The sequence below is a fragment of the Halopseudomonas pachastrellae genome (assembly GCF_900114765.1).
GTDB lineage: Bacteria > Pseudomonadota > Gammaproteobacteria > Pseudomonadales > Pseudomonadaceae > Halopseudomonas > Halopseudomonas pachastrellae.
Window position 1 is genome coordinate 73,257 of the sequence record NZ_FOUD01000008.1, and the last position, 19,332, is coordinate 92,588.

A 19,332-nucleotide genomic window follows, 5' to 3' on the forward strand; every position below is an offset into this window, starting at 1 on the left:
TCAGAACAGGCCAAGCCCCCAGGCCACAGCGAACAGCACCAGCGAAAAGCCCCACATCCACCACAGCGCGTAACGGATGTGCCGCCCCAGATCCAGGCCGGCCAGGCCCAACGCCAGCCACAGCGCCGGTGAGAATGGGCTGATAAAGGTGCCGATAATGTTGCCGATGGTCAGTGCATAAACCACGCTGGCCGGCTCCACACCCAGACCACTCACCACCTCCAGGGTTACCGGCAGCAAACCGAAGTAATAGGCATCGGTGCTCAGCATCAGCTCCATCGGCAGGCCGAACAGCCCAAGAATGATGTGCAACTGGCCAACCAGCGGGGCCGGCAGCACCTGCACCAGATCCTTGGCGATAGAGGTCAGCATGCCGGTACCCGTCAGCACGCCCAGCATCGAACCGGCCGCCAGGATGATCATGCCCATACTCAGCGCTGCCGGGGCATGGGCAGCAATGCGCTGCATCTGCGCCTTGCTGCTGCGGTAGTTAAGCATCAGAACCAGACACAGACCAATCATGAAGATATAGCCGGCCGGCAATACCCCACTGAACAGCGCCGCCAGCACAACCAGAAACAGCGCCGCGTTGAACCACATCATCTGCGGGCGCTCCAACTCGCGCTCCTCGGCACTGGGCTCGTGCAGATCGGTACCAGTTTCCACCAGCACGCCCTCGTCTGCGCACTGGCCTGCAGCAATTCGCCGCTGCTCACGCCAGCCCAGCAACGCCGCCAATGCCAGCAGCAGCACAACGCCCACCACCTGCACGGCAATCAGCGGGCGCCACAGCTCGGTCACATCCACGCCAGTGACCGCCGAGGCGCGCCCCAGCGGGCCAGCCCAGGGCAGCATATTGAATACACCAGCGCCCAGCGCCAGCAACAGCAGCATCAGATACGGGCTCATACGCAGCTTTCTGTACAGCGGCAGCAAGGCAGGAATCGTCAGCAGAAAGGTGGTCGCGCCTGCGCCATCGAGGTGCGCCAGCATGCCGATCAAAGCCGTCGCCACGGTCACGGCAATCACGTTACCGCGGGTCAAACGGACCATGCCGCCAATCAACGGCCGAAACAGGCCGGTGTCCTGCAACACACCAAAGAAGGTAATGGCGAACACGAACATGGTGGCAATGGCGGTCACCCGGCCAATACCATCGGTAAAGAACCCGGAAATCGCTTCCGGACCAAAGCCCGCGAAAAGCGCCCCCAGCAGCGGCACCACAATCAACGGCAGAATGGGCGAGGTACGCCCGACAAGCAGCAGCACAACCAGGCTGCCAATGGTCAGCAGACCAATCAGGGTCAACACAGTCACAGTCCTCTTTATTCTCGTAGCGCGCCACGCAGCCTGGCGCCAAGGGCTTCAGGTTGCAGTCACGGTCAATGCGGCACGGACCCTAGCGCGCCAACCTTTCACCAACCTGTGGTCCACGGCGGTATAAACAGGGGAAATGTGAGGGGATGTGTTGCGGGCAATAAAAAGGCCGAAGACAGTTTCCCGTCTTCGGCCTTGTCAGCGCAGGCTGCCGCTACTTGATCAGGCGCCAGCAGAAGGGATAGCGATACGCGGTGCCTTCATTGGACTTGATGGCAGCGATGATCACCAGCACCAGGGCGGCAATGCCAACCACCCAGGCCAGCAAAATACCGATCAACACCAGCATCAGCAGCACGCAAACCACCAGCATCAGGGTGACGGTGATCTGGAAGTTCAGTGCTTCCTTGCCCTGATCGTCAACAAAGGGGTCCATATCCTTCTTCAGCTGCCAGACAATCAGCGGACCGATCAGGTTACCGAACGGCAGGACAAAACCCAGCAGAGCAGACACATGGGCGATCAGCGCCCACTGACGGGCCTCTGAGTTGGGCGTGCCTGGCGGCGGAGCAGGGGCTTCTACGGCAGGATCGACAGGATCAGTCATGGGGCACTCCTTGCATAGATAGTCAACAAATGAGAATGCCCCTTTTTAACAGACTTGCAGGTCACTGCCTACCGACGCCGTCTCAGTCTGCCAATGCTGCCTGCTGCAGGCTGAACAGCTGCTCACAGCCCTGACGCGCCAGCGCCAGCATGGCGTTCAGATCATCGGCGCTGAAAGGGGCCGCCTCAGCGGTGCCCTGCACTTCGATAAAGCCGCCCTTGTCGGTCATCACGACGTTCAGATCGGTATCGGCAGAGGAATCTTCCGGGTAGTCCAGATCCAGCACCGGCACACCCTGATAGATGCCCACGGAAATGGCGGCGATCATCTGCACCTCAGGCACCTTCTTGATAGCACCGCGCTGCTTCATGGCACGCAGGGCATCGACCAGCGCCACACAGGCACCGGTGATCGATGCGGTGCGAGTGCCGCCGTCGGCCTGAATCACATCGCAGTCGATATACAGGGTGTTTTCACCTAGGGTCTTGAGATCAACCGCAGCGCGCAGCGAGCGGCCGATAAGGCGCTGAATCTCCAGGGTACGACCACCCTGCTTGCCACGGCTGGACTCACGCTGCATGCGCGAGCCGGTCGAGCGCGGCAGCATGCCGTACTCGGCAGTAATCCAGCCCTGGCCGCTGCCGCGCAAGAAGCGCGGTACGCCAGCCTCAACGCTGACAGTGCAGATCACCTTGGTATCGCCAAACTCGACCAGCACGGAGCCTTCGGCGTGCTTGGTGTAGTGACGGGTCAGGCTGACCTGTCGCATCTGGTCGGCGGCACGTTCGCTGGGGCGTTTCATCATCAGGGTCCTTGTACAGCGGGGAGGAAATGCGCGGAGTATAGCAGGCATGCGCCTGCCGCCGCTGCGCTGTCGAAGATTGCCCAGGCGCCGCTCCCCGGGGTTACAATGCCGATCGATCCACCGACTACCGACAGGGAAGCAAGACACCATGGCCAACAGCATGACCGCCTTTGCGCGCAGCGAACTCAGTACCGATCAGGGCAACCTGGCCTGGGAGCTGCGCTCGGTCAATCATCGCTATCTGGAGGTCACCCTGCGCCTGCCCGAAGCCTTCCGCGAACTGGAAGGCCCGCTGCGCGAGCTGCTGCGCAAGCAAGTGGCCCGTGGCAAGGTCGAATGCACCCTGCGCTTCAACCCGGCCGAGCAGCAGTCCAGTGAACTCAGCCTGAACAAGCCACTGCTCGACCAGTTGATCCGCACCACCGAGCAGCTTGGCGCCCGGCTGCACAACGCCGGCCCGATCAACCCGCTGGAGCTGCTGGCCTGGCCGGGTGTGGTGCTGGGTGAAAAGACCGACCAGGACGACCTGGTCAAACAGGCCCGCTCGCTGTTCGATCAAGCCCTCAAAGAGCTGAAAGAGCACCGCGCCCGCGAAGGTGCCGAACTCAAGCAACTGATCATCGAGCGCCTGGACAACATCAGCGACCGCACCGCAATCCTGCGCGAGATGATGCCCACCCTGCTCACCGCCCACCGGCGGAAGCTGATCGATCGCTTCAACGATGCCAAGCTGGAGCTCGACAGCACGCGAGTCGAACAGGAAATCGTGCTGCTGGCCCAAAAGATCGACGTGGCCGAAGAACTCGACCGCCTCGACACCCACGTGGTCGAAACCCGCCGCGTACTCGACAGCAAGGACGCCATCGGCCGCCGCCTGGACTTTCTGATGCAGGAGTTCAACCGCGAAGCCAACACCCTCGGCTCCAAGGCCATCGATACCCGCAGCACCCAGGCCGCAGTGGATCTGAAGGTGTTTATCGAGCAAATGCGCGAGCAGATTCAGAATATCGAGTAAGCCGACACCGCTCCGTTGCGAAGCGGTATCACCCTTAGCGCCGGGTTACTCCAGGGTAACCCGGATGGCGATGGGGTACTCATCGCAGTTGTGCCCGGCACCACCGCGATCGACCACCAGAAACTCTCCTTCACGGTCCAGCACCGACTGAATCGCGTGCCAGGTGCCGATCCGGTAGTTGACGCCCTGACGGCCATCGGTGATGAAGGCGCGTACCTCGGCCGGATCAATCACATCGCCCGGCGGCGCCACCACAATCAGAAATTGCTCTTCGTGCATCGGCACGAAGGCCTGACTGCCCAGCGGGTGACGTTCCAGAAAGGTCAGCTCCAGCGGTACGGTGACCGGTTGGCTGACAAAGATGCTGATCAGCACCCGTGGTGAGTCACCGGCCACCTCGACCTTGGCCAAGTCGTGATGCCGACGCGTGCGACCCGAGTTGATCATGAAGTGCTCGGAGGTGCGCGAATCGATCACCTCACCGAAGGCCGCGAAGGCCTCCGATGTCAGGGGCTGGGCCGTCAGTTGCAATACGTCGGTGCTCATCCCCTGCTCCTCAACGGCCAAAGGTCGGCAGTTTCATGTGGCGGTTGACGTCTTTGTACAGCAGGTAGCGGAACGGACCGGGGCCACCGGCGTAGCAGGCCTGCGGGCAGAAGGCGCGCAGCCACATGTAGTCACCGGCCTCAACCTCGACCCAATCCTTGTTCAGCAGGTAAACCGCCTTGCCTTCCAGCACATAGAGGCCGTGCTCCATGACGTGGGTTTCGGCGAAGGGAATCGCACCGCCCGGCTGGAAGTTGACGATGTTCACGTGCATGTCATGGCGCATGTCGCTCATGTCGACAAAGCGGGTGGTACTCCAGGCACCATCGGTGCCGGGCATTTCCAGCGGGGTGATGTCGTTTTCGTTGGTGACGAAGGCTTCCGGCACGTCAACGCCGTCGACTTTCTCGTAGGCCTTGCGCACCCAGTGGAAACGCACCACGGCGCCACTGTTGTTGTGCAACTGCCAGTCGCTGCTCGGAGGGATAAAGGCGTAGCCGCCCTCTTTCATCTGGTGCTGCTGACCGTTGAGGGTCAGGGTCATTTCACCTTCCACCACGAACAGCACGCCCTCGGCGGTCGGATCGGTTTCCGGCTTGTCGCTGCCGCCGCCCGACTGCACTTCCATGATGTACTGCGAGAAGGTCTCGGCAAAACCGGAGAGCGGACGCGACAGCACCCACAAGCGGGTACCGGTCCAGAACGGCAGATGGCTGGTAACGATATCGCGCATCACGCCCTTGGGGATCACTGCGTACGCTTCGGTAAATACCGCGCGGTCAGTGGTCAGCTGGGACTGCGGCGGATGACCGCCGGTGGGCGCATAGTAGCTGCGGGGTTCAGATTGCTTGGCCATGCTTACTCCTGAGGTTGAACCGGGTGGTGGGTGGCCCAGTGGTGGGCGATATCGACACGGCGTGTCACCCACACCCGGTCATGGGATTCGATGTAATCAAGAAAGCGCTGCAGCGCACGGAACCGACCCGGGCGGCCAATCAGGCGGCAATGCAGGCCGATCGATAGCATCTTTGGCGCGTCTTCACCTTCGGCATAGAGCACATCGAAGGCATCTTTCAGATACTGGAAGAAGTGGTCGCCGGTGTTGAAGCCCTGGGGGGCGGCAAAGCGCATGTCGTTGGTATCCAGGGTATAGGGCACGATCAGGTGATTGTGCAGCTGGCCCTGGCTGTCGGCCTCGCGGGTCCAGAACGGCAGGTCATCGCCATAATAATCGCTGTCGTAGGTAAAACCACCATGGTCCAGCAGCAGACGGCGCGTATTGGGGCTGTCGCGGCCGGTGTACCAACCTTCCGGCTGGGCACCGTAGAGGCGCTGGAAGATATCCATGGCGCGCTGCAGGTGCTCGCGCTCTACCGCCTCGGGGATGTTCTGGTAGTGAATCCAGCGCCAGCCGTGGCAGGCCACCTCATGCCCTAGCTCAACAAAGGCCTGGGCCAGCTCCGGGTGGCGCTCCAGCGCCATCGCCACGCCAAATACCGTCAGCGGCAGGCCGCGGCGTTCAAATTCATTAAGGATGCGCCAGACGCCCGTGCGGGAGCCGTACTCGTAGATCGACTCCATGCTCATGTGGCGGTCATCAAAGGCCGCCGCACCGATAATCTCGGACAGAAACTGCTCGGAGTGGCTGTCGCCGTGCAGGACGCAGTTCTCGCCGCCCTCCTCATAGTTGAGCACAAACTGAACGGCGATCCGCGCCTTACCGGGCCAGTTGGCGTGCGGCGGGGTACGGCCGTAGCCCACCAGGTCGCGGGGATAATCTGCGCTCTGAACCATGAGAAATCACCTCTGCAATTAAAAGAAAAGCACCAGCGGCGGCTGTTAATCGACATAACCGCTACTGATTGGAGGTCGTAGCTGCCGCCGATTGTATACAATTAATCAGTTTCGTTGTGTACAAACAGGTTTCCAGCATGCATATACGCGTTATCAACCCCAATACCACCCAGGCCATGACCGATACCATCGGCACCGCTGCCAAGGCCGTCGCCGCTTCAGGTACACGCATCAGCGCAACCCAGCCCGACAGCGGCCCGGTATCCATCGAAAGCCACTTTGATGAAGCCGTTAGCGTACTCGGTGTGCTGGATGAGATCCGCGCCGGCGAGCGCGAAAACGTCGATGCCTACATCATCGCCTGCTTTGGCGACCCCGGCCTGAACGCCGCGCGCGAGCTCACCCGCGCGCCGGTGATCGGCATTGCCGAGGCGGCCTTCCACGCCGCCACCCTGATCAGCACCCGCTTCTCGGTGGTCACCACTCTGCCGCGCACTACCATTATTGCCGAGCATCTGCTCGACAGCTATGGCATGGCAAGTCGCTGCCGCCGAGTTAGAGCGGCCGACATCCCGGTACTGGAGCTGGAAGCCAACCCGGACCTGGCGCTGGAACGCATCATCGAGGAGTGCCTGAAGGCCAAACAGGAAGATGGCATCGGCGCTATCGTGCTGGGTTGTGGCGGCATGGCCGACCTCACTCCGCAAATCAGCGCCGCGGTCGGCCTGCCGATCGTCGAGGGCGTGACGGCCGCCGTCAAACTGGCCGAGGCCCTAGTTGGCCTGGGACTGCAGACCAGCAAGCACGGGGACCTGGACTTCCCGCTTCCGAAACCTTTCACCGGACGTTTTGCCGAGTATTCGAACCTGACGCCCGACTGAGAACACCACGCCGGGGCCGGCGTGGGCGGCCCCGGATGTGGATGACAACCACCGACCGATCACAGAATCGCGGGAGACAATAATGCGCATCACACATCAACTGGGGGCCGTATGAGCACTGATATCAGCAGCGCAACGGCCAGCGAGCTGCCGGCACAGGGCGGCAAGGCCGCCGGGGACGAGTCCCTGGCCCCTCAACAGGTCCGCATCATGGGCCGCTTCTCCTACCTGCTGGCCTGGTTTGGCGGCTGTGTCGCCATCGGCACCTTCACCATGGGCTCCAGCGTGGTTGGCACCCTGAACCTGATTCAGGCCACCCTGGCCATCGCCATCGGCTGTTTTGTGATCGGCATTGCGCTGGCCCTCAATGGCGCCGCCGGCTACAAATACGGCATTCCCTTCGTGGTGCAGGCGCGTAGCGCCTTCGGCTTTACCGGCACCCGCCTGCCGGGCCTGGTACGCGCGGTACCAGCGATCGTCTGGTACGGCTTTCAGAGCTGGATTGGCGCCGGCGCGCTGAACATGGTCTCGGCCACACTGTTCGGCTTCGACAATCTGGTGTTCTTCTTCATCGCCTTCCAGTTTCTGCAGATTGGCCTGTCGGTGATGGGCTTTCAGGGCATCAAGTGGCTGGAGAACGTGGGCAGCGCCTTTATCCTGGCCTCGCTGGTGTACATGTTCTACAGCACGGTGCAGCGCTACGGTGACGAGCTGTCGATGAGCCTGCTGACCATGCAAGGCTCCTGGGGCCTGCCGTTCTGGAGCGCAACCATGCTGTTCCTCGGCATCTACAGCACCATGATCCTCAACGTCAGTGATTACTCGCGCGAGCACAGGCAGGGCACCAGCCCTGGGCTGCTGACCACCATTTACTCGATGTCGATTCTGCCGTGCACCCTGTTCATGGGCCTGATCGGCTATATGGTGTCCGAGGCCACCGGTGTCGCCGACCCCATCGAGGTCTTTGCCAACGCCGTGGACAACACGCCGCTGCTGATGTGCACCCTGCTGTTTATCGCCTTTGCGCAGGTCACCACCAACGTGCTGAACAACGTGGTGCCGCCGACCTACGTGCTGATGGATGTGTTCAAGCTGAAATTCCGCCCGGCCACGGTGATCGTCGGCCTGCTGGCCTTTGCCACCTTCCCCTGGAAGCTGGTCAGCGCGGACTCGGCTGAAGGTCTGCAGGTGTTTGTGCAGACCTACTCGGCGTTCCTGGGACCGATCTTTGCCATTCTGGTGGTGGACTACTACCTGATTCGCAAGCGCACCCTGAACCTGCAGCACCTGTACGATGCCAACGGCCCCTATCGCGGCGTCAACTACGCGGCACTGGTAGCCACGGCGATCGGTGTGGCCGCAGCGCTGAGCATCTCCAGCATCTCCTGGTACGCCAGCCTGATCCCCGCCGGCCTGAGCTACTACCTGCTGATGCAGTACTGGCCTGCCTGCGCACGCTTCAGACAGTAAGCCTGGTTATCGCCGCTGAGTTAAGAAAGCACTGATTAATTCAGCGGCGATACCCGGCAAACACATCCTGCAGATCAGGCACCGCCTGCGGCTCATCCCCGATCGACAGCGACGCTTCAATGGCATCCAGATGCTTTGCCATGAAGTCAGCGGCTGCCTTGCCATCCCCTTGCTCAAGCAGCGCCAGCAATTGCTGGTGATCCGTGCAGTCACAGCCGAGATTGCCGGCGTTACCGTAGACCGCCAGGATCAGCGACGAGCGCGAACACAGCTGCACCACAAAAGTGGCCAGGGTCTCGTTGCCGGCCAGCGCCGCCAACGCACTGTGAAACTTCGCTGAGCACTGAATCGCCTCACTCTGCTCACCGGCCTCAAGCGCCACCTGTTCCTGCGCGGCCAGCGCCCGCAACTGCTCCACGCCCTTGGCGTCCAACACCTGCGCCAGGGGCTGCATGAGGCCACCCTCAACCAGCCGCCGCGCCTCGAAGACTTCCCGCGCTTCCTCGGCCGAGGGCCGGGTAACGCTGGCACCCTTGCCCGGCGTGAGCGTAATCAGCTGATCCATCGCCAGACGTTGCAGCACCTTGCGAATGCCGGTGCGACTGACGCCGAACACCTCCGCAAGCGCGTCCTCACGCAGGCGCGCGCCCGGCTGCAGGCGATGTTCGATGATCGCCGAGCTGATGGCCTGATAGATTCGCTCATGGCGCTGTGCGCCGGCCCCCGTGGCAGGGCTGGAGGTGGCTGATCCTTTATCGGCGGCGCGCAACACGGATGCGACCCGGCGGGCTGTCATCAGGGAAATCCTCGGTCTGGTGAAAAGTAAGGCGCGCTATTGTAGCCGTTTAGGCAATCACCTGACTGATGGTAACGGTGGGCACGATGTCGCTGTAGTTGGCCATATCCTCGTTGAGGACCTTGCCACCGGCAGCAAACGCCGCCTGAAACTGCGCCAAATCGGCAAAGAACAGGTGAGCCGCAGCCAGTGTTTGCGGCGCCTTGCCGGCACCATCGGCCAGACACTGGTCAATTTCCAGCTTGAGCAGACCATGGGCGTCGAGCTGTTCGTGGATCAGACGAGCATGCTGCTGTTGGTAGTAGCTGTGGTCGAAACGCGCATTTGCCTGAGCGGGATAGCTGACAGTGACACGAATCATGGGGCGGTTCTCCTGTTGTTGGGGGTTGGCACCATAGCATGCCTCAGCCGAGCAGCGTCTCTACCTGCTCACGCAGGCGCTGGCGATCCACCTCCAGCACCAGCGCCTGCTCGCCCAGCGCCAGCGCTTCGCGCGCCAGGCGGCGTGCCGGCGCGGCAAAACAGGCACCTTGCGCGGCCAGTGCCTGCAGCGACTTGACCAGGCGCAGCTGCACATCGATACGCCCGGCACCGTCGCGGGCAATCGGGCCAAACAGGTCGTCGAACAAATCATCCAGCGCCAGCGGTGTCAGCCACACGCCCTGACAGGACACCTCCGCCTCCTGCGCTGCCGGCCCCTGCGCCCAGGGAGCGAACAGGCGCACGCCCCGCCCCAGGATATCGATTGCCGTACCCGGATCATTGACCGCCGGCGACAACGCCCGCGAGGCAATCTCCGACAGCACCGAGCAGCCAAACCGCGGGTCCTGATCAAAGGAGCGCAGACTGTCGAGGGTAAAGCAGTCACACAGCGCGCACTGCAGATCCTCATCCAGTTGCCCGTGCACCCACAGCAGCGGCTCGGCCGGATGCACAAAGGCGCCGGGCTGCACCGGCACGTAGAGCGCCAGCTGGTGCTCCTCGGCCAGTTCGGAGAGGGTCAGCACATCCAGATGCTGCAGATAAAAGCTGTCGGCCGGATACAGCGGGCGGCAGCCGGCTGGCACCTCACCATCCCAGCAGTGAGCGCCGAAACAGGGGTTGGCAATGCGCTCGCTCAACGCCCGCGTGGTGACCTGCTCGACCCGCTCGGTGGTGTCGCCAACCCGGCCAAAGCGCGACAGGTGTTCAATCCAGCGCAGAATCGTCGCCACGATCAGAGCAATCACCAACAGGGTGATGGCAAACAGGATGACGCGGCCACTTTCACCATAAGCCCCGGTGCTCAGCGCCACCAGGCCCACCAGGCTGAACAGAAAGGCACCGATAAAGGTACCCAGCACGTTCTGGGTGGTGGTGTCCTGCATCAGCAGGCGGGTGGCGCGGGGCGTCACATTGGTGGTCGCTGTACTGTAGGCCGCGACCATGACGCTCAGCGAAAAGGTGGTGACCGCCAGCATGCTGGAGGCCAGGATATCGAGAATGCGATCTACCGCGTCGGCGCCGATATCGATCGGCAGCGGCCCGGGCAGCAGGCGCTCGATCAACACGGCCAGCAGCGCCGCCGCCAGCGCCAGCACCACGTAGAGCGTGGCGCGAATCCACAGCGTCCGTGTCAGCTGCGCCAGCAGCCATTGCCATTTCGAAATCATCCCACGCCCCCATACCGGTGAAGTCCACAGCTTACCGCACCCATGACGCGACACGGCATACAGCCTATAATGGCGCGCTTTACCCTTACCCGCAGGAAACACCTCGATGAGCCACGCCACCGGCACCCTGTATATCGTCTCCGCCCCCTCCGGCGCGGGCAAAACCAGTCTGGTCAAGGCGCTGATCGAGCTGACCCCCAACCTGCAGGTGTCGGTGTCGCACACCACCCGCGCCATGCGCCCGGGCGAGGTAGACGGCGTCAACTACCACTTCACCGACCGCGACAGCTTCCTGCGCCAGGTCGAAGCCGGCGACTTTCTGGAGCACGCCGAAGTGTTCGGCAATCTCTACGGCACCTCGCAGAGTGCGGTAGAACAGGCGCTGGCCGAAGGCCGTGATCTGATTCTGGAAATCGACTGGCAGGGCGCGCAGCAGGTACGTCGCAAGCTGCCGCAGGCCCACTCCATCTTTATCCTGCCGCCCTCGCGTGAGGCCCTGCGCCAGCGCCTGACCCAGCGCGGTCAAGACCACGACGAGGTGATCGACCAGCGCATGGCCGAGGCCGAGGCCGAGATGAGCCACTACGTCGAATTCGACAGTCTGGTCATCAACGATACCTTCGAGCACGCACTGGAAGACCTGCGCGCCATCGTGCGCAGCTACCGCCTGCAAACCAGCGCGCAACAGGCACGCCACACTGAGCTGCTGCAGGCACTCTTGTCAGACTGAGGCACCACCCGGTAGACTGTCAGGTCCTGCGCCCCTGCTCGGGGCGCCTTGCGTTCAATTGTTTATCCTTTCCGGAGTACCCCATGGCTCGCGTTACCGTTGAAGACTGCCTGGAAAATGTAGAAAACCGTTTTGAGCTGGTCATGCTGGCCTCCAAGCGCGCCCGTCAGCTGGCCACCGGTGGCAAAGACGCCAAGGTAGCCTGGGAAAACGACAAACCGACCGTGGTGGCACTGCGCGAAGTGGCCGAAGGTCTGGTCACCAACGCCATCCTGGCTGAAGAAGCCCTGCAGGATCAGCAGGAGCCGCTGTACTCGCTGGAAGCGACCGACGAGCCGGCCGAGTAAGAAACAGGTTTGCTGTTGCGCAGGCCGGGCATCCCCGAGGTCACCACTCGCGTTGGCGGGTGCGGGAGAGCTGCATGTCTGCGATAGAAGTATTTGCCGACAATCTGGGTAACTACCTTGAGCCGGAGCAGGTCAACCTGGTCCGGCGCGCCTATTTCTACGCCGAGCAGGCCCACGACGGGCAGACCCGCCGCAGTGGCGAGCCCTACGTCACCCACCCGCTGGCGGTAGCCCACATCCTGGCCGACATGCACATGGACCATCAGAGCCTGATGGCCGCCATGCTGCATGACGTGATCGAAGATACCGGCATTCCGAAGGACGCTCTGATCGAGCAGTTCGGCGACACCGTGGCCGAGCTGGTGGACGGGGTCAGCAAGCTGACCCAGATGACCTTCGAGACCAAGGCCGAGGCGCAGGCCGAGAACTTCCAGAAAATGGCGCTGGCCATGGCCCGCGACATCCGCGTGATTCTGGTCAAGCTGGCCGACCGCCTGCACAACATGCGCACTTTGGGCGCACTGGCCCCGGAAAAACGCCGTCGCATCGCCAAGGAAACCCTGGAGATCTACGCGCCGATCGCCAACCGTCTGGGCATGCACAGCCTGAGCACCGAGTTTGAAGACCTTGGCTTCAAGGCCATGTACCCGATGCGCTCGATGCTGATCGACCGCGCCGTGCGCAACGCCCGGGGCAACCGCAAGGAACTGCTCAACCGCATTCTCGAGTCGCTGCAGGCCTGCCTGGAGCGCGAAGGGCTGCAGGGCAAGGTGATGGGCCGCGAGAAGCACCTGTACGGCATCTACCAGAAGATGCGCGGCAAGAAGAAGTCGTTCAACGAGATCATGGACGTCTACGCCTTCCGCATCATCGTCGACAAGCCCGATACCTGCTACCGCGTGCTCGGCGCCGTGCACAGCCTGTACAAGCCCTTCCCGGGCCGCTTCAAGGACTACATTGCGATTCCCAAGGCCAACGGCTACCAGTCCCTGCATACCACCCTGTTCGGCATGCACGGGGTACCGATCGAAATTCAGATCCGTACCGAAGAGATGGAAGAGCTGGCCAACAACGGCATTGCCGCGCACTGGGTCTACAAGTCCAAGGACGACGTGATCAACGGCAACCACGCGCGCACTCGCCAATGGCTGAAGAGCGTGCTGGAGCTGCAGCAGAACGCCGGCAACTCGCTGGAGTTCATTGAAAACGTCAAGATTGACCTGTTCCCCGACGAAGTCTACATCTTCACCCCAAAAGGCCGCATCATGGAGCTGCCCAAGGGCTCCACGCCGGTCGACTTCGCCTACGCCGTACACACCGACATCGGCAACAGCTGTATCGCCTGCCGCGTCAACCGACGCCTGGCGCCGCTGTCCGAGCCGCTGGAAAGCGGTGAAACCGTCGAGATCATCACCGCGCCAGGCGCACGCCCCAACCCGGCCTGGCTCAGCTTTGTCATCACTGGCAAGGCACGCAGCAATATCCGCCACTTCCTCAAGCATCAGCGCCACTCCGAGTCCATCGCGCTCGGCGAACGCCTGCTCGACAAGGTGCTGGCCAGCTTTGACACCCAGCTTAGCGCCATTCCCGAGGCCCGCATTCAGGCCGTGCTGAACGATTGCGGCATGGAGCTGATGGAAGACCTGCTGGCCGATATCGGCCTGGGCAACCGCATGGCCTACGTTGTCGCCCGCCGCCTGCTGGCCAGCGGCGACGGCACCAGCGAAGACGAGCCGCAAAAGGTCGACCAGCCGGCCAGCGCCGAAGACAGCGGCGAGAAACCGCTGGCCATCCGCGGCACCGAAGGCCTGGTGGTCAGCTTTGCGCGCTGCTGTAACCCGATTCCCGGCGACCCGATTGTCGGTTACCTGTCCTCCGGCAAGGGCATGGTCATCCACCAGGAAAACTGTCGCAATCTGGCTGAACTGCGCCACAACAGCGAGAAGACGCTGCACCTGACGTGGGACAAGGATGTCAGCGGCGAATTTACCATCGAGCTGCGCGTCGAGCTGGAACACCAGCGCGGCATCATCGCCCAGCTTGCCACCGGCATTACCGTGGCCGACGCCAGCATCGACAAGATCAGCGTCGATGAGCGCGATGGCCGCGTCAGCGTGGTACAACTGGTGGTGCGTGTACGCGACCGCCTGCACCTCTCGCAACTGATCAAACGCATCCGCAACCTCAAAGGCGTGATGCGCATAACCCGCCTCAAGAACTGACTGCCGTCGGAGCATTCATGAACAAGCAAGTCATCACCAGCGAACAGGCCCCTTCGGCCATCGGCCCCTACTCCCAGGCCATCAAGGTGGGCAACACCGTCTACCTGTCCGGCCAGATCCCGCTGGACCCGGCCACCATGGAGGTCGTTGAAGGCTTTGAAGCGCAAGTCTGCCGCGTGTTCGACAACCTCAGCGCGGTGGCCGAAGCGGCCGGCGGCAAGCTGCAGGACATCGTCAAGCTGAACATCTTCCTGACCGACCTGGGCAACTTTGCCACCGTCAACGAGATCATGGAACGCTACTTCGAAAAGCCCTACCCCGCCCGCGCCGCCATCGGCGTCGCCGCACTGCCCAAGGGCGTGCCGGTCGAGATGGACGGGATTATGGTGGTGGGCTAACGCTGGAAGCTGGAAGCCAAGAGCTTGCGCGAATAGCTGAGCCAAGAGCAGGACCTTTGCCAAGGCAGCCTCTGACTTACAGCCCGAACGCAACCTGCTGTAGGGACGCGACATGTCGCGTCCACTGCCTCTGACAAAAAAACCGCGCGAGAGAATACTCGTGCGGTTTTTTGCTTCTAGCTTCTAGCTTCTAGCTTGCCAGGCTCGGTTCAACCGAGCTTCGCCTCAAGACTGATATCAGCGTTCAGCAGCTTGGAGATCGGGCAGCCCTGCTTCGCCTTGTCGGCGATGTCTTCAAAGGTGCTCTGGTCAATACCGGGGATGGCGGCGTTCATGGTCAGCGCCACCGCAGTCACGGCAAAGCCGTCGTCCTGCTTGCTGAGGGTAACCTCGGCTTTGGTGTCGATGCTGCTCGGGGTGTAGCCGGCCTCACCCAACAGCATGGAAAAGGCCATTGAGAAGCAGCCGGCGTGCGCGGCACCAATCAGCTCCTCCGGGTTGGTGCCGGGCTGATCCTCGAAGCGGGTATTAAACCCGTAGGGGTTGGCCTTGAGAGCGCCACTTTCGGTGGAGATGGTGCCCTTGCCTTCCTTCAGTGAACCTTCCCAATGAGCGGATGCTGATTTTTTCATCTGCGCCTCCTCGTGTGCGGTTACAGGTTTGTGCTACTCACCTTGCGACCCACACGGCGGGCAGATAATTCCCCTCAATTTTTACGCCGCTAGTCGAGCAGCGCCGCATAGCCCTCGCGGTAGCTCGGGTACTGCGGCACCCAGCCGGACTCGCGCGCCAGTGCGTTGCTGCAGCGTTTGCTGCCCACGCGGGTGCTGGTGGGGCCGTCGGGCTGGGGGCTGGCGCCGAGCTGCTGCTGCAGCCAGCCGACCACCTCGTGCAAGGGGGCCGGCTCATCGTCCACACCCAGGTAGCAGGGCGCCAGCAGCTCACGCTGCTCGGCTTGCAGCAGCAGGTGCGCCAAGAGCCCCGCTGCATCATCGCGGTGTATCCGGTTGGTGTACTGCGGCGGCTCGGCGGGCACGTTCATACCGGCTCTGGCCTGCTCGATCAGTCGATTGCGCCCGGGGCCGTAGATGCCGGTCAGGCGCACCACCGACGCCGGATGACCGCTGCGCAGCGCCACATCTTCGGCGGCCAGCAAGGCACTAGAGCTGCCGCTGTCGGCCAGCGCCGGGCTGTTCTCGGTGACCCATTCCCCCTCTTGCTGGGCATACACCCCGGAGCTGGACACCTGCAGCAGGTGACGCAACGGCCGCTTGCGCTCGCCCAGCCAGCTCAGCGCGTGCTGCAGCCCCTCGACGTACAGGCGCTGATAGAGGTCTGCGTCGCGCTTGCCCGCCGCCGGGCAGTAGACCATGTAGTCCAGCTGGGCCGGCCAGTCTGCCGGGCGCTCGGCGGCACACAGATCGCCCGCCACCGGCACCACGCCGGCCGGCAACCCCGCCGTATCGCGGCGCAGCCCATACACCTGCCAGCCCTCAGCCAGCAGGCGCCGGGCCAGCTCGCTCCCCACATCGCCGCACCCGGCAATCATCACACTCGGCATGGCAATCGCGCCTCCTCTTGAATCAGTTGGCGCCCACTTTAACAGGCTCGCAGCCTGCTGACGCAGCGCGATGAGCAAGGCATCAAACATCGCCTCGCACGGCGTGCAGTACGATTGTTTTACTCTATTAGACAACGGGCTATGCTAGCGTCTATTGCCCATTACAGAACGACCGCCGATGACACTGACCGAACTCCGCTACATCGTCACCCTTGCCCAGGAGCAGCATTTTGGCCACGCGGCCGAGCGTTGCCATGTTTCACAGCCGACGCTCAGTGTCGGCGTGAAGAAGCTGGAGGAAGAGCTCGGCGTGATGATTTTTGAACGCAGCAAGAGTGCGGTGCGTGTCACGCCAATCGGCGAGCGCATCGTCGCCCAGGCGCAGAAAGTGCTGGAAGAAGCCCTGGGTATTCGCGAGCTGGCCAGCGCCGGCAAGAACCAGCTGGCAGCACCGCTGAAGGTCGGCGCCATCTACACCATCGGCCCGTACCTGTTTCCGCACCTGGTGCCGCAGTTGCACCGGGTCGCGCCGGAGATGCCGCTGTATATCGAAGAGAACTTTACCCACGTGCTGCGCGACAAGCTGCGCAACGGCGAGCTGGACGCGATCATCATCGCGCTACCCTTCCAGGAGCCGGACGTGCTGACCCGCACCCTGTATGACGAGCCGTTCAGCCTGCTGCTGCCGGCCAGCCACCCCTGGGCCAAACGTGACAGCGTCACCCTCGACGAGCTGGACGACAGCAAGTTGCTGCTGCTGGGCGAAGGTCACTGCTTCCGCGATCAGGTGCTCGAAGCCTGCCCGACCCTGCAAAAGGGCGATCAGCAACACAAGCACACCACCGTAGAGTCCAGCTCGCTGGAAACCATCCGCCATATGGTGGCCTCGGGTATCGGCATGACGGTACTACCCATGTCTGCCGCCGACGACCGCTATTACAGCTCCGACCTGCTGGTGACCAAGCCCTTCAAGACGCCGGCACCCTATCGCACCGTAGCCGTTGCCTGGCGAGCCAGCTTCCCGCGGCCCAAGGCCATCGAACTGCTCAGCGACTCGATCCGTCTGTGCTCGGTAGGTCAGCCGCCCCAGTGACCGAATACACCCCGCTGACCGTTCTCAAGGGCATCGGACCGGCGCTGGCCGACAAGCTCGACCGGCTGGGCCTGGGCTCGGTCCAGGACCTGCTGTTTCACCTGCCGCTGCGCTATCAGGACCGTACCCGCGTCACCCCCATCGGCGCCCTGCAACCGGGTCTGGACGCCGTGGTGGAAGGCACGGTGCTGGCCGCAGAGGTGGTCATGGGCCGGCGTCGCAGCCTGCTGTGCCGCTTGCAGGACGGCAGCGGCACGCTGAGCCTGCGCTTTTACTACTTTTCCGCCGCGCTCAAGGCGAGCCTGAGCCGTGGTAGCCACTGGCGCTGTTACGGTGAGGTGCGGCCCGGTGCGTCCGGCCTTGAGATCTATCACCCGGAGCTGCACAACCTGGATAACGCCCAGGCGCTGCCCGTGAGCGACACCCTCACGCCCATCTACCCGGCCACCGAGGGGTTGTCCCAGCAACGCCTGCGCAGCCTGACCGACGGCGCCCTGGCCTGGCTGGCCCAAGGCAACCACCTGACCGAGTGGCTGCCCGCGCCGCTGGCCGAGGAATATCGGCTGCCGCCGCTGCGTGAGGCAGTCCAACTGCTGCATCGCCCACCACCGGATATCGACCTGGAAGCCCTGCAGGACGGCCGCCACTGGGCACAGCACCGCCTGGCCTTTGAAGAGCTGATGGCGCACCAGTTGGCCATGCTGCGCCTACGCGCCCAGATGCGCGCCCACAAGGCCCCGGCGATGCGCGCCGCCGGCGAACTGGCGGACCGCTTTGTCGCCCAGCTCGGGTTTCCGCTGACCGGCGCCCAGCGCCGGGTGGCTGACGAGATTCTGCTCGATCTGGCCCAGCCGCGGCCAATGCTGCGGCTGGTGCAGGGTGATGTTGGCGCCGGCAAGACAGTGGTCGCCGCGCTCGCAGCGCTGCAGGCCATCGAAGCGGGTTGGCAGGTAGCGCTCATGGCGCCAACCGAGATTCTGGCCGAGCAGCACTTCAACAACTTCCAGCGCTGGTTCAGTGCCCTGGGGCTGTCGGTGGCCTGGGTAGCGGGCAAGCTCAAGGGCAAGGCGCGCGCCAACCAGCTGCAACTGATCGCCTCCGGCGAGGCCGCCATGATTGTCGGCACCCACGCGCTGTTTCAGGATGACGTGCAGTTTCGCAACCTCGGGCTGGCCATCATCGACGAGCAGCACCGCTTCGGCGTGCAGCAACGCCTGGCGCTGCGCGACAAGGGCGCAGCGGGTGGCGTGTCGCCGCACCAGTTGATCATGACCGCCACGCCGATTCCGCGCACCCTGGCGATGAGCACCTACGCCGACCTGGACACCTCGGTGCTGGATGAGCTGCCGCCGGGCCGCACGCCGGTCAATACCGTGCTGATCGCCGACAGCCGCCGCGCCGAGGTCATTGAGCGCGTGCGCGCCGGATGCGCCGAGGGCCGACAGGCCTACTGGGTCTGCACCCTGATCGAAGAATCCGAGCAGTTGCAGGCGCAGGCCGCCGAGGCAACCTGGGAGTCGCTTTGCGATGCTCTGCCGGGCCTGTCCATCGGGCTGATCCACGGCCGCATGAAAGCGGCGGAAAAGGCCGAGATCATGGCCGCCTTCAAGGCTGGCGACCTGCATCTGCTGGTCGCCACCACCGTGATCGAGGTGGGTGTGGATGTGCCCAACGCCAGCCTGATGATCATCGAGAATCCGGAACGCCTCGGCCTGGCTCAGCTGCACCAGCTGCGCGGCCGGGTGGGTCGCGGCAGCGCCGCCAGCCACTGTGTGCTGCTGTACCACGCGCCACTGTCAGCTTTGGGGCGCGAGCGCCTGGGCATCATGCGCGAAAGCACAGACGGGTTTGTGATTGCCGAAAAGGATCTGGCCCTGCGCGGGCCGGGCGAAGTGCTCGGCACCCGCCAGACCGGCGTGGTGCAATTTCGCGTCGCCGATCTGATACGCGACGCCGACCTGCTGCCCGATGTGCAGCAGGCCGCCCAGCAGCTGGCCCGCCAATACCCGGATCATGTACAACCATTGCTTGACCGCTGGATAGCCCAAGGCCAGCATTTTGCCCAGGTATGACAGCCGCTATGCTCAAGCTGTCAGGC

At 63.1% G+C, this 19,332-nt stretch carries 20 protein-coding genes; 9 read left to right on the plus strand and 11 right to left on the minus strand.

The genetic code is table 11. The features are described from left to right. The 3 genes from BM116_RS07875 to rph form a co-directional block, all read right to left on the minus strand. Entirely contained in the window at positions 1-1,311 is a 1,311-nt protein-coding gene (locus tag BM116_RS07875) for a CitMHS family transporter (protein ID WP_083723951.1), read from the minus strand. Between the two features lie 220 nt (positions 1,312-1,531). Beyond that, entirely contained in the window at positions 1,532-1,924 is a 393-nt protein-coding gene (locus tag BM116_RS07880; RefSeq protein WP_083723949.1) for a DUF4870 domain-containing protein, read from the minus strand. A gap of 82 nt (positions 1,925-2,006) precedes the next feature. Continuing rightward, complete coding sequence (rph, locus tag BM116_RS07885) at positions 2,007-2,726, minus strand: ribonuclease PH (protein WP_083723947.1); 720 nt, start codon at positions 2,724-2,726, stop codon at positions 2,007-2,009. Between the two features lie 151 nt (positions 2,727-2,877). Here rph and BM116_RS07890 point away from each other — a divergent pair, with 151 nt between their 5' ends. Further along, complete coding sequence (locus BM116_RS07890) at positions 2,878-3,744, plus strand: YicC/YloC family endoribonuclease (protein WP_083723945.1); 867 nt, start codon at positions 2,878-2,880, stop codon at positions 3,742-3,744. Positions 3,745-3,789: 45 nt separating this feature from the next. Here BM116_RS07890 and BM116_RS07895 read toward each other — a convergent pair whose 3' ends face one another. From BM116_RS07895 to puuE, 3 genes are read right to left on the minus strand one after another with little or no spacing between them, the layout of a single operon-like run. After that, positions 3,790-4,290, minus strand: coding sequence for an ureidoglycolate lyase (locus BM116_RS07895; protein ID WP_083723943.1), 501 nt, complete (start codon positions 4,288-4,290; stop codon positions 3,790-3,792). 10 nt (positions 4,291-4,300) lie between these two features. Continuing rightward, the gene (locus tag BM116_RS07900) at positions 4,301-5,146 is read right to left on the minus strand and encodes a bifunctional allantoicase/(S)-ureidoglycine aminohydrolase (protein ID WP_083723941.1); all 846 of its coding nucleotides are present in this window, start codon (positions 5,144-5,146) and stop codon (positions 4,301-4,303) included. A 2-nt stretch (positions 5,147-5,148) separates the two neighbouring features. Next, positions 5,149-6,084 (minus strand): allantoinase PuuE, encoded by a 936-nt coding sequence (gene puuE, locus BM116_RS07905; RefSeq protein ID WP_083723939.1) that lies wholly within the window; start codon positions 6,082-6,084, stop codon positions 5,149-5,151. 137 nt (positions 6,085-6,221) lie between these two features. Here puuE and BM116_RS07910 point away from each other — a divergent pair, with 137 nt between their 5' ends. After that, a complete protein-coding gene (locus tag BM116_RS07910; RefSeq protein WP_083724090.1) occupies positions 6,222-6,965 on the plus strand; it encodes an aspartate/glutamate racemase family protein in 744 nt (247 codons plus the stop codon). Between the two features lie 111 nt (positions 6,966-7,076). Further along, positions 7,077-8,435 carry an NCS1 family transporter gene (locus tag BM116_RS07915; RefSeq protein ID WP_083723937.1) on the plus strand — a complete coding sequence of 453 codons (1,359 nt, stop codon included), beginning with the start codon at positions 7,077-7,079 and terminating at the stop codon, positions 8,433-8,435. A 40-nt stretch (positions 8,436-8,475) separates the two neighbouring features. Here the strand turns inward: BM116_RS07915 and BM116_RS07920 are convergent, their stop codons facing one another. Genes BM116_RS07920 through BM116_RS07930 form a run of 3 tightly spaced genes read right to left on the minus strand, consistent with a single transcriptional unit; the run spans position 8,476 to position 10,883 of the window. Continuing rightward, positions 8,476-9,231, minus strand: a complete 756-nt coding sequence (locus BM116_RS07920; RefSeq protein ID WP_083723935.1) for a GntR family transcriptional regulator — start codon at positions 9,229-9,231, stop codon at positions 8,476-8,478. Between the two features lie 49 nt (positions 9,232-9,280). Then, positions 9,281-9,592: an EthD family reductase gene (locus BM116_RS07925; protein WP_083723933.1), complete on the minus strand. Its 312-nt coding sequence runs from the start codon at positions 9,590-9,592 to the stop codon at positions 9,281-9,283. A 43-nt stretch (positions 9,593-9,635) separates the two neighbouring features. After that, the gene (locus BM116_RS07930; protein WP_083723931.1) at positions 9,636-10,883 is read right to left on the minus strand and encodes a DUF2254 domain-containing protein; all 1,248 of its coding nucleotides are present in this window, start codon (positions 10,881-10,883) and stop codon (positions 9,636-9,638) included. 106 nt (positions 10,884-10,989) lie between these two features. On the opposite strand from BM116_RS07930, the gene gmk reads away from it, so the two are divergent. The 4 genes from gmk (at position 10,990) to BM116_RS07950 (ending at position 14,580) form a co-directional block, all read left to right on the plus strand. Further along, the gene (gene gmk, locus BM116_RS07935; RefSeq protein ID WP_083723929.1) at positions 10,990-11,613 is read left to right on the plus strand and encodes a guanylate kinase; all 624 of its coding nucleotides are present in this window, start codon (positions 10,990-10,992) and stop codon (positions 11,611-11,613) included. Between the two features lie 83 nt (positions 11,614-11,696). Further along, positions 11,697-11,960 (plus strand): DNA-directed RNA polymerase subunit omega, encoded by a 264-nt coding sequence (gene rpoZ, locus BM116_RS07940; RefSeq protein ID WP_083723927.1) that lies wholly within the window; start codon positions 11,697-11,699, stop codon positions 11,958-11,960. Positions 11,961-12,034: 74 nt separating this feature from the next. Continuing rightward, complete coding sequence (gene spoT, locus BM116_RS07945; protein ID WP_083723925.1) at positions 12,035-14,182, plus strand: bifunctional GTP diphosphokinase/guanosine-3',5'-bis pyrophosphate 3'-pyrophosphohydrolase; 2,148 nt, start codon at positions 12,035-12,037, stop codon at positions 14,180-14,182. Positions 14,183-14,199: 17 nt separating this feature from the next. Next, the gene (locus BM116_RS07950) at positions 14,200-14,580 is read left to right on the plus strand and encodes a RidA family protein (RefSeq protein WP_083723923.1); all 381 of its coding nucleotides are present in this window, start codon (positions 14,200-14,202) and stop codon (positions 14,578-14,580) included. Positions 14,581-14,789: 209 nt separating this feature from the next. Here BM116_RS07950 and BM116_RS07955 read toward each other — a convergent pair whose 3' ends face one another. Beyond that, complete coding sequence (locus tag BM116_RS07955; RefSeq protein WP_083723921.1) at positions 14,790-15,212, minus strand: OsmC family protein; 423 nt, start codon at positions 15,210-15,212, stop codon at positions 14,790-14,792. 89 nt (positions 15,213-15,301) lie between these two features. Further along, the gene (locus BM116_RS07960) at positions 15,302-16,147 is read right to left on the minus strand and encodes an NAD-dependent epimerase/dehydratase family protein (RefSeq protein WP_083724088.1); all 846 of its coding nucleotides are present in this window, start codon (positions 16,145-16,147) and stop codon (positions 15,302-15,304) included. 172 nt (positions 16,148-16,319) lie between these two features. On the opposite strand from BM116_RS07960, the gene BM116_RS07965 reads away from it, so the two are divergent. Continuing rightward, on the plus strand, positions 16,320-17,234 hold the full coding sequence (locus BM116_RS07965; RefSeq protein WP_083723919.1) for a hydrogen peroxide-inducible genes activator: 915 nt from the start codon (positions 16,320-16,322) through the stop codon (positions 17,232-17,234). Next, a complete protein-coding gene (gene recG / locus BM116_RS07970) occupies positions 17,231-19,306 on the plus strand; it encodes an ATP-dependent DNA helicase RecG (RefSeq protein WP_235846718.1) in 2,076 nt (691 codons plus the stop codon). The genes BM116_RS07965 and recG overlap by 4 nt, the downstream gene beginning before the upstream one ends. The last annotated feature ends 26 nt before the right edge of the window (positions 19,307-19,332 follow it).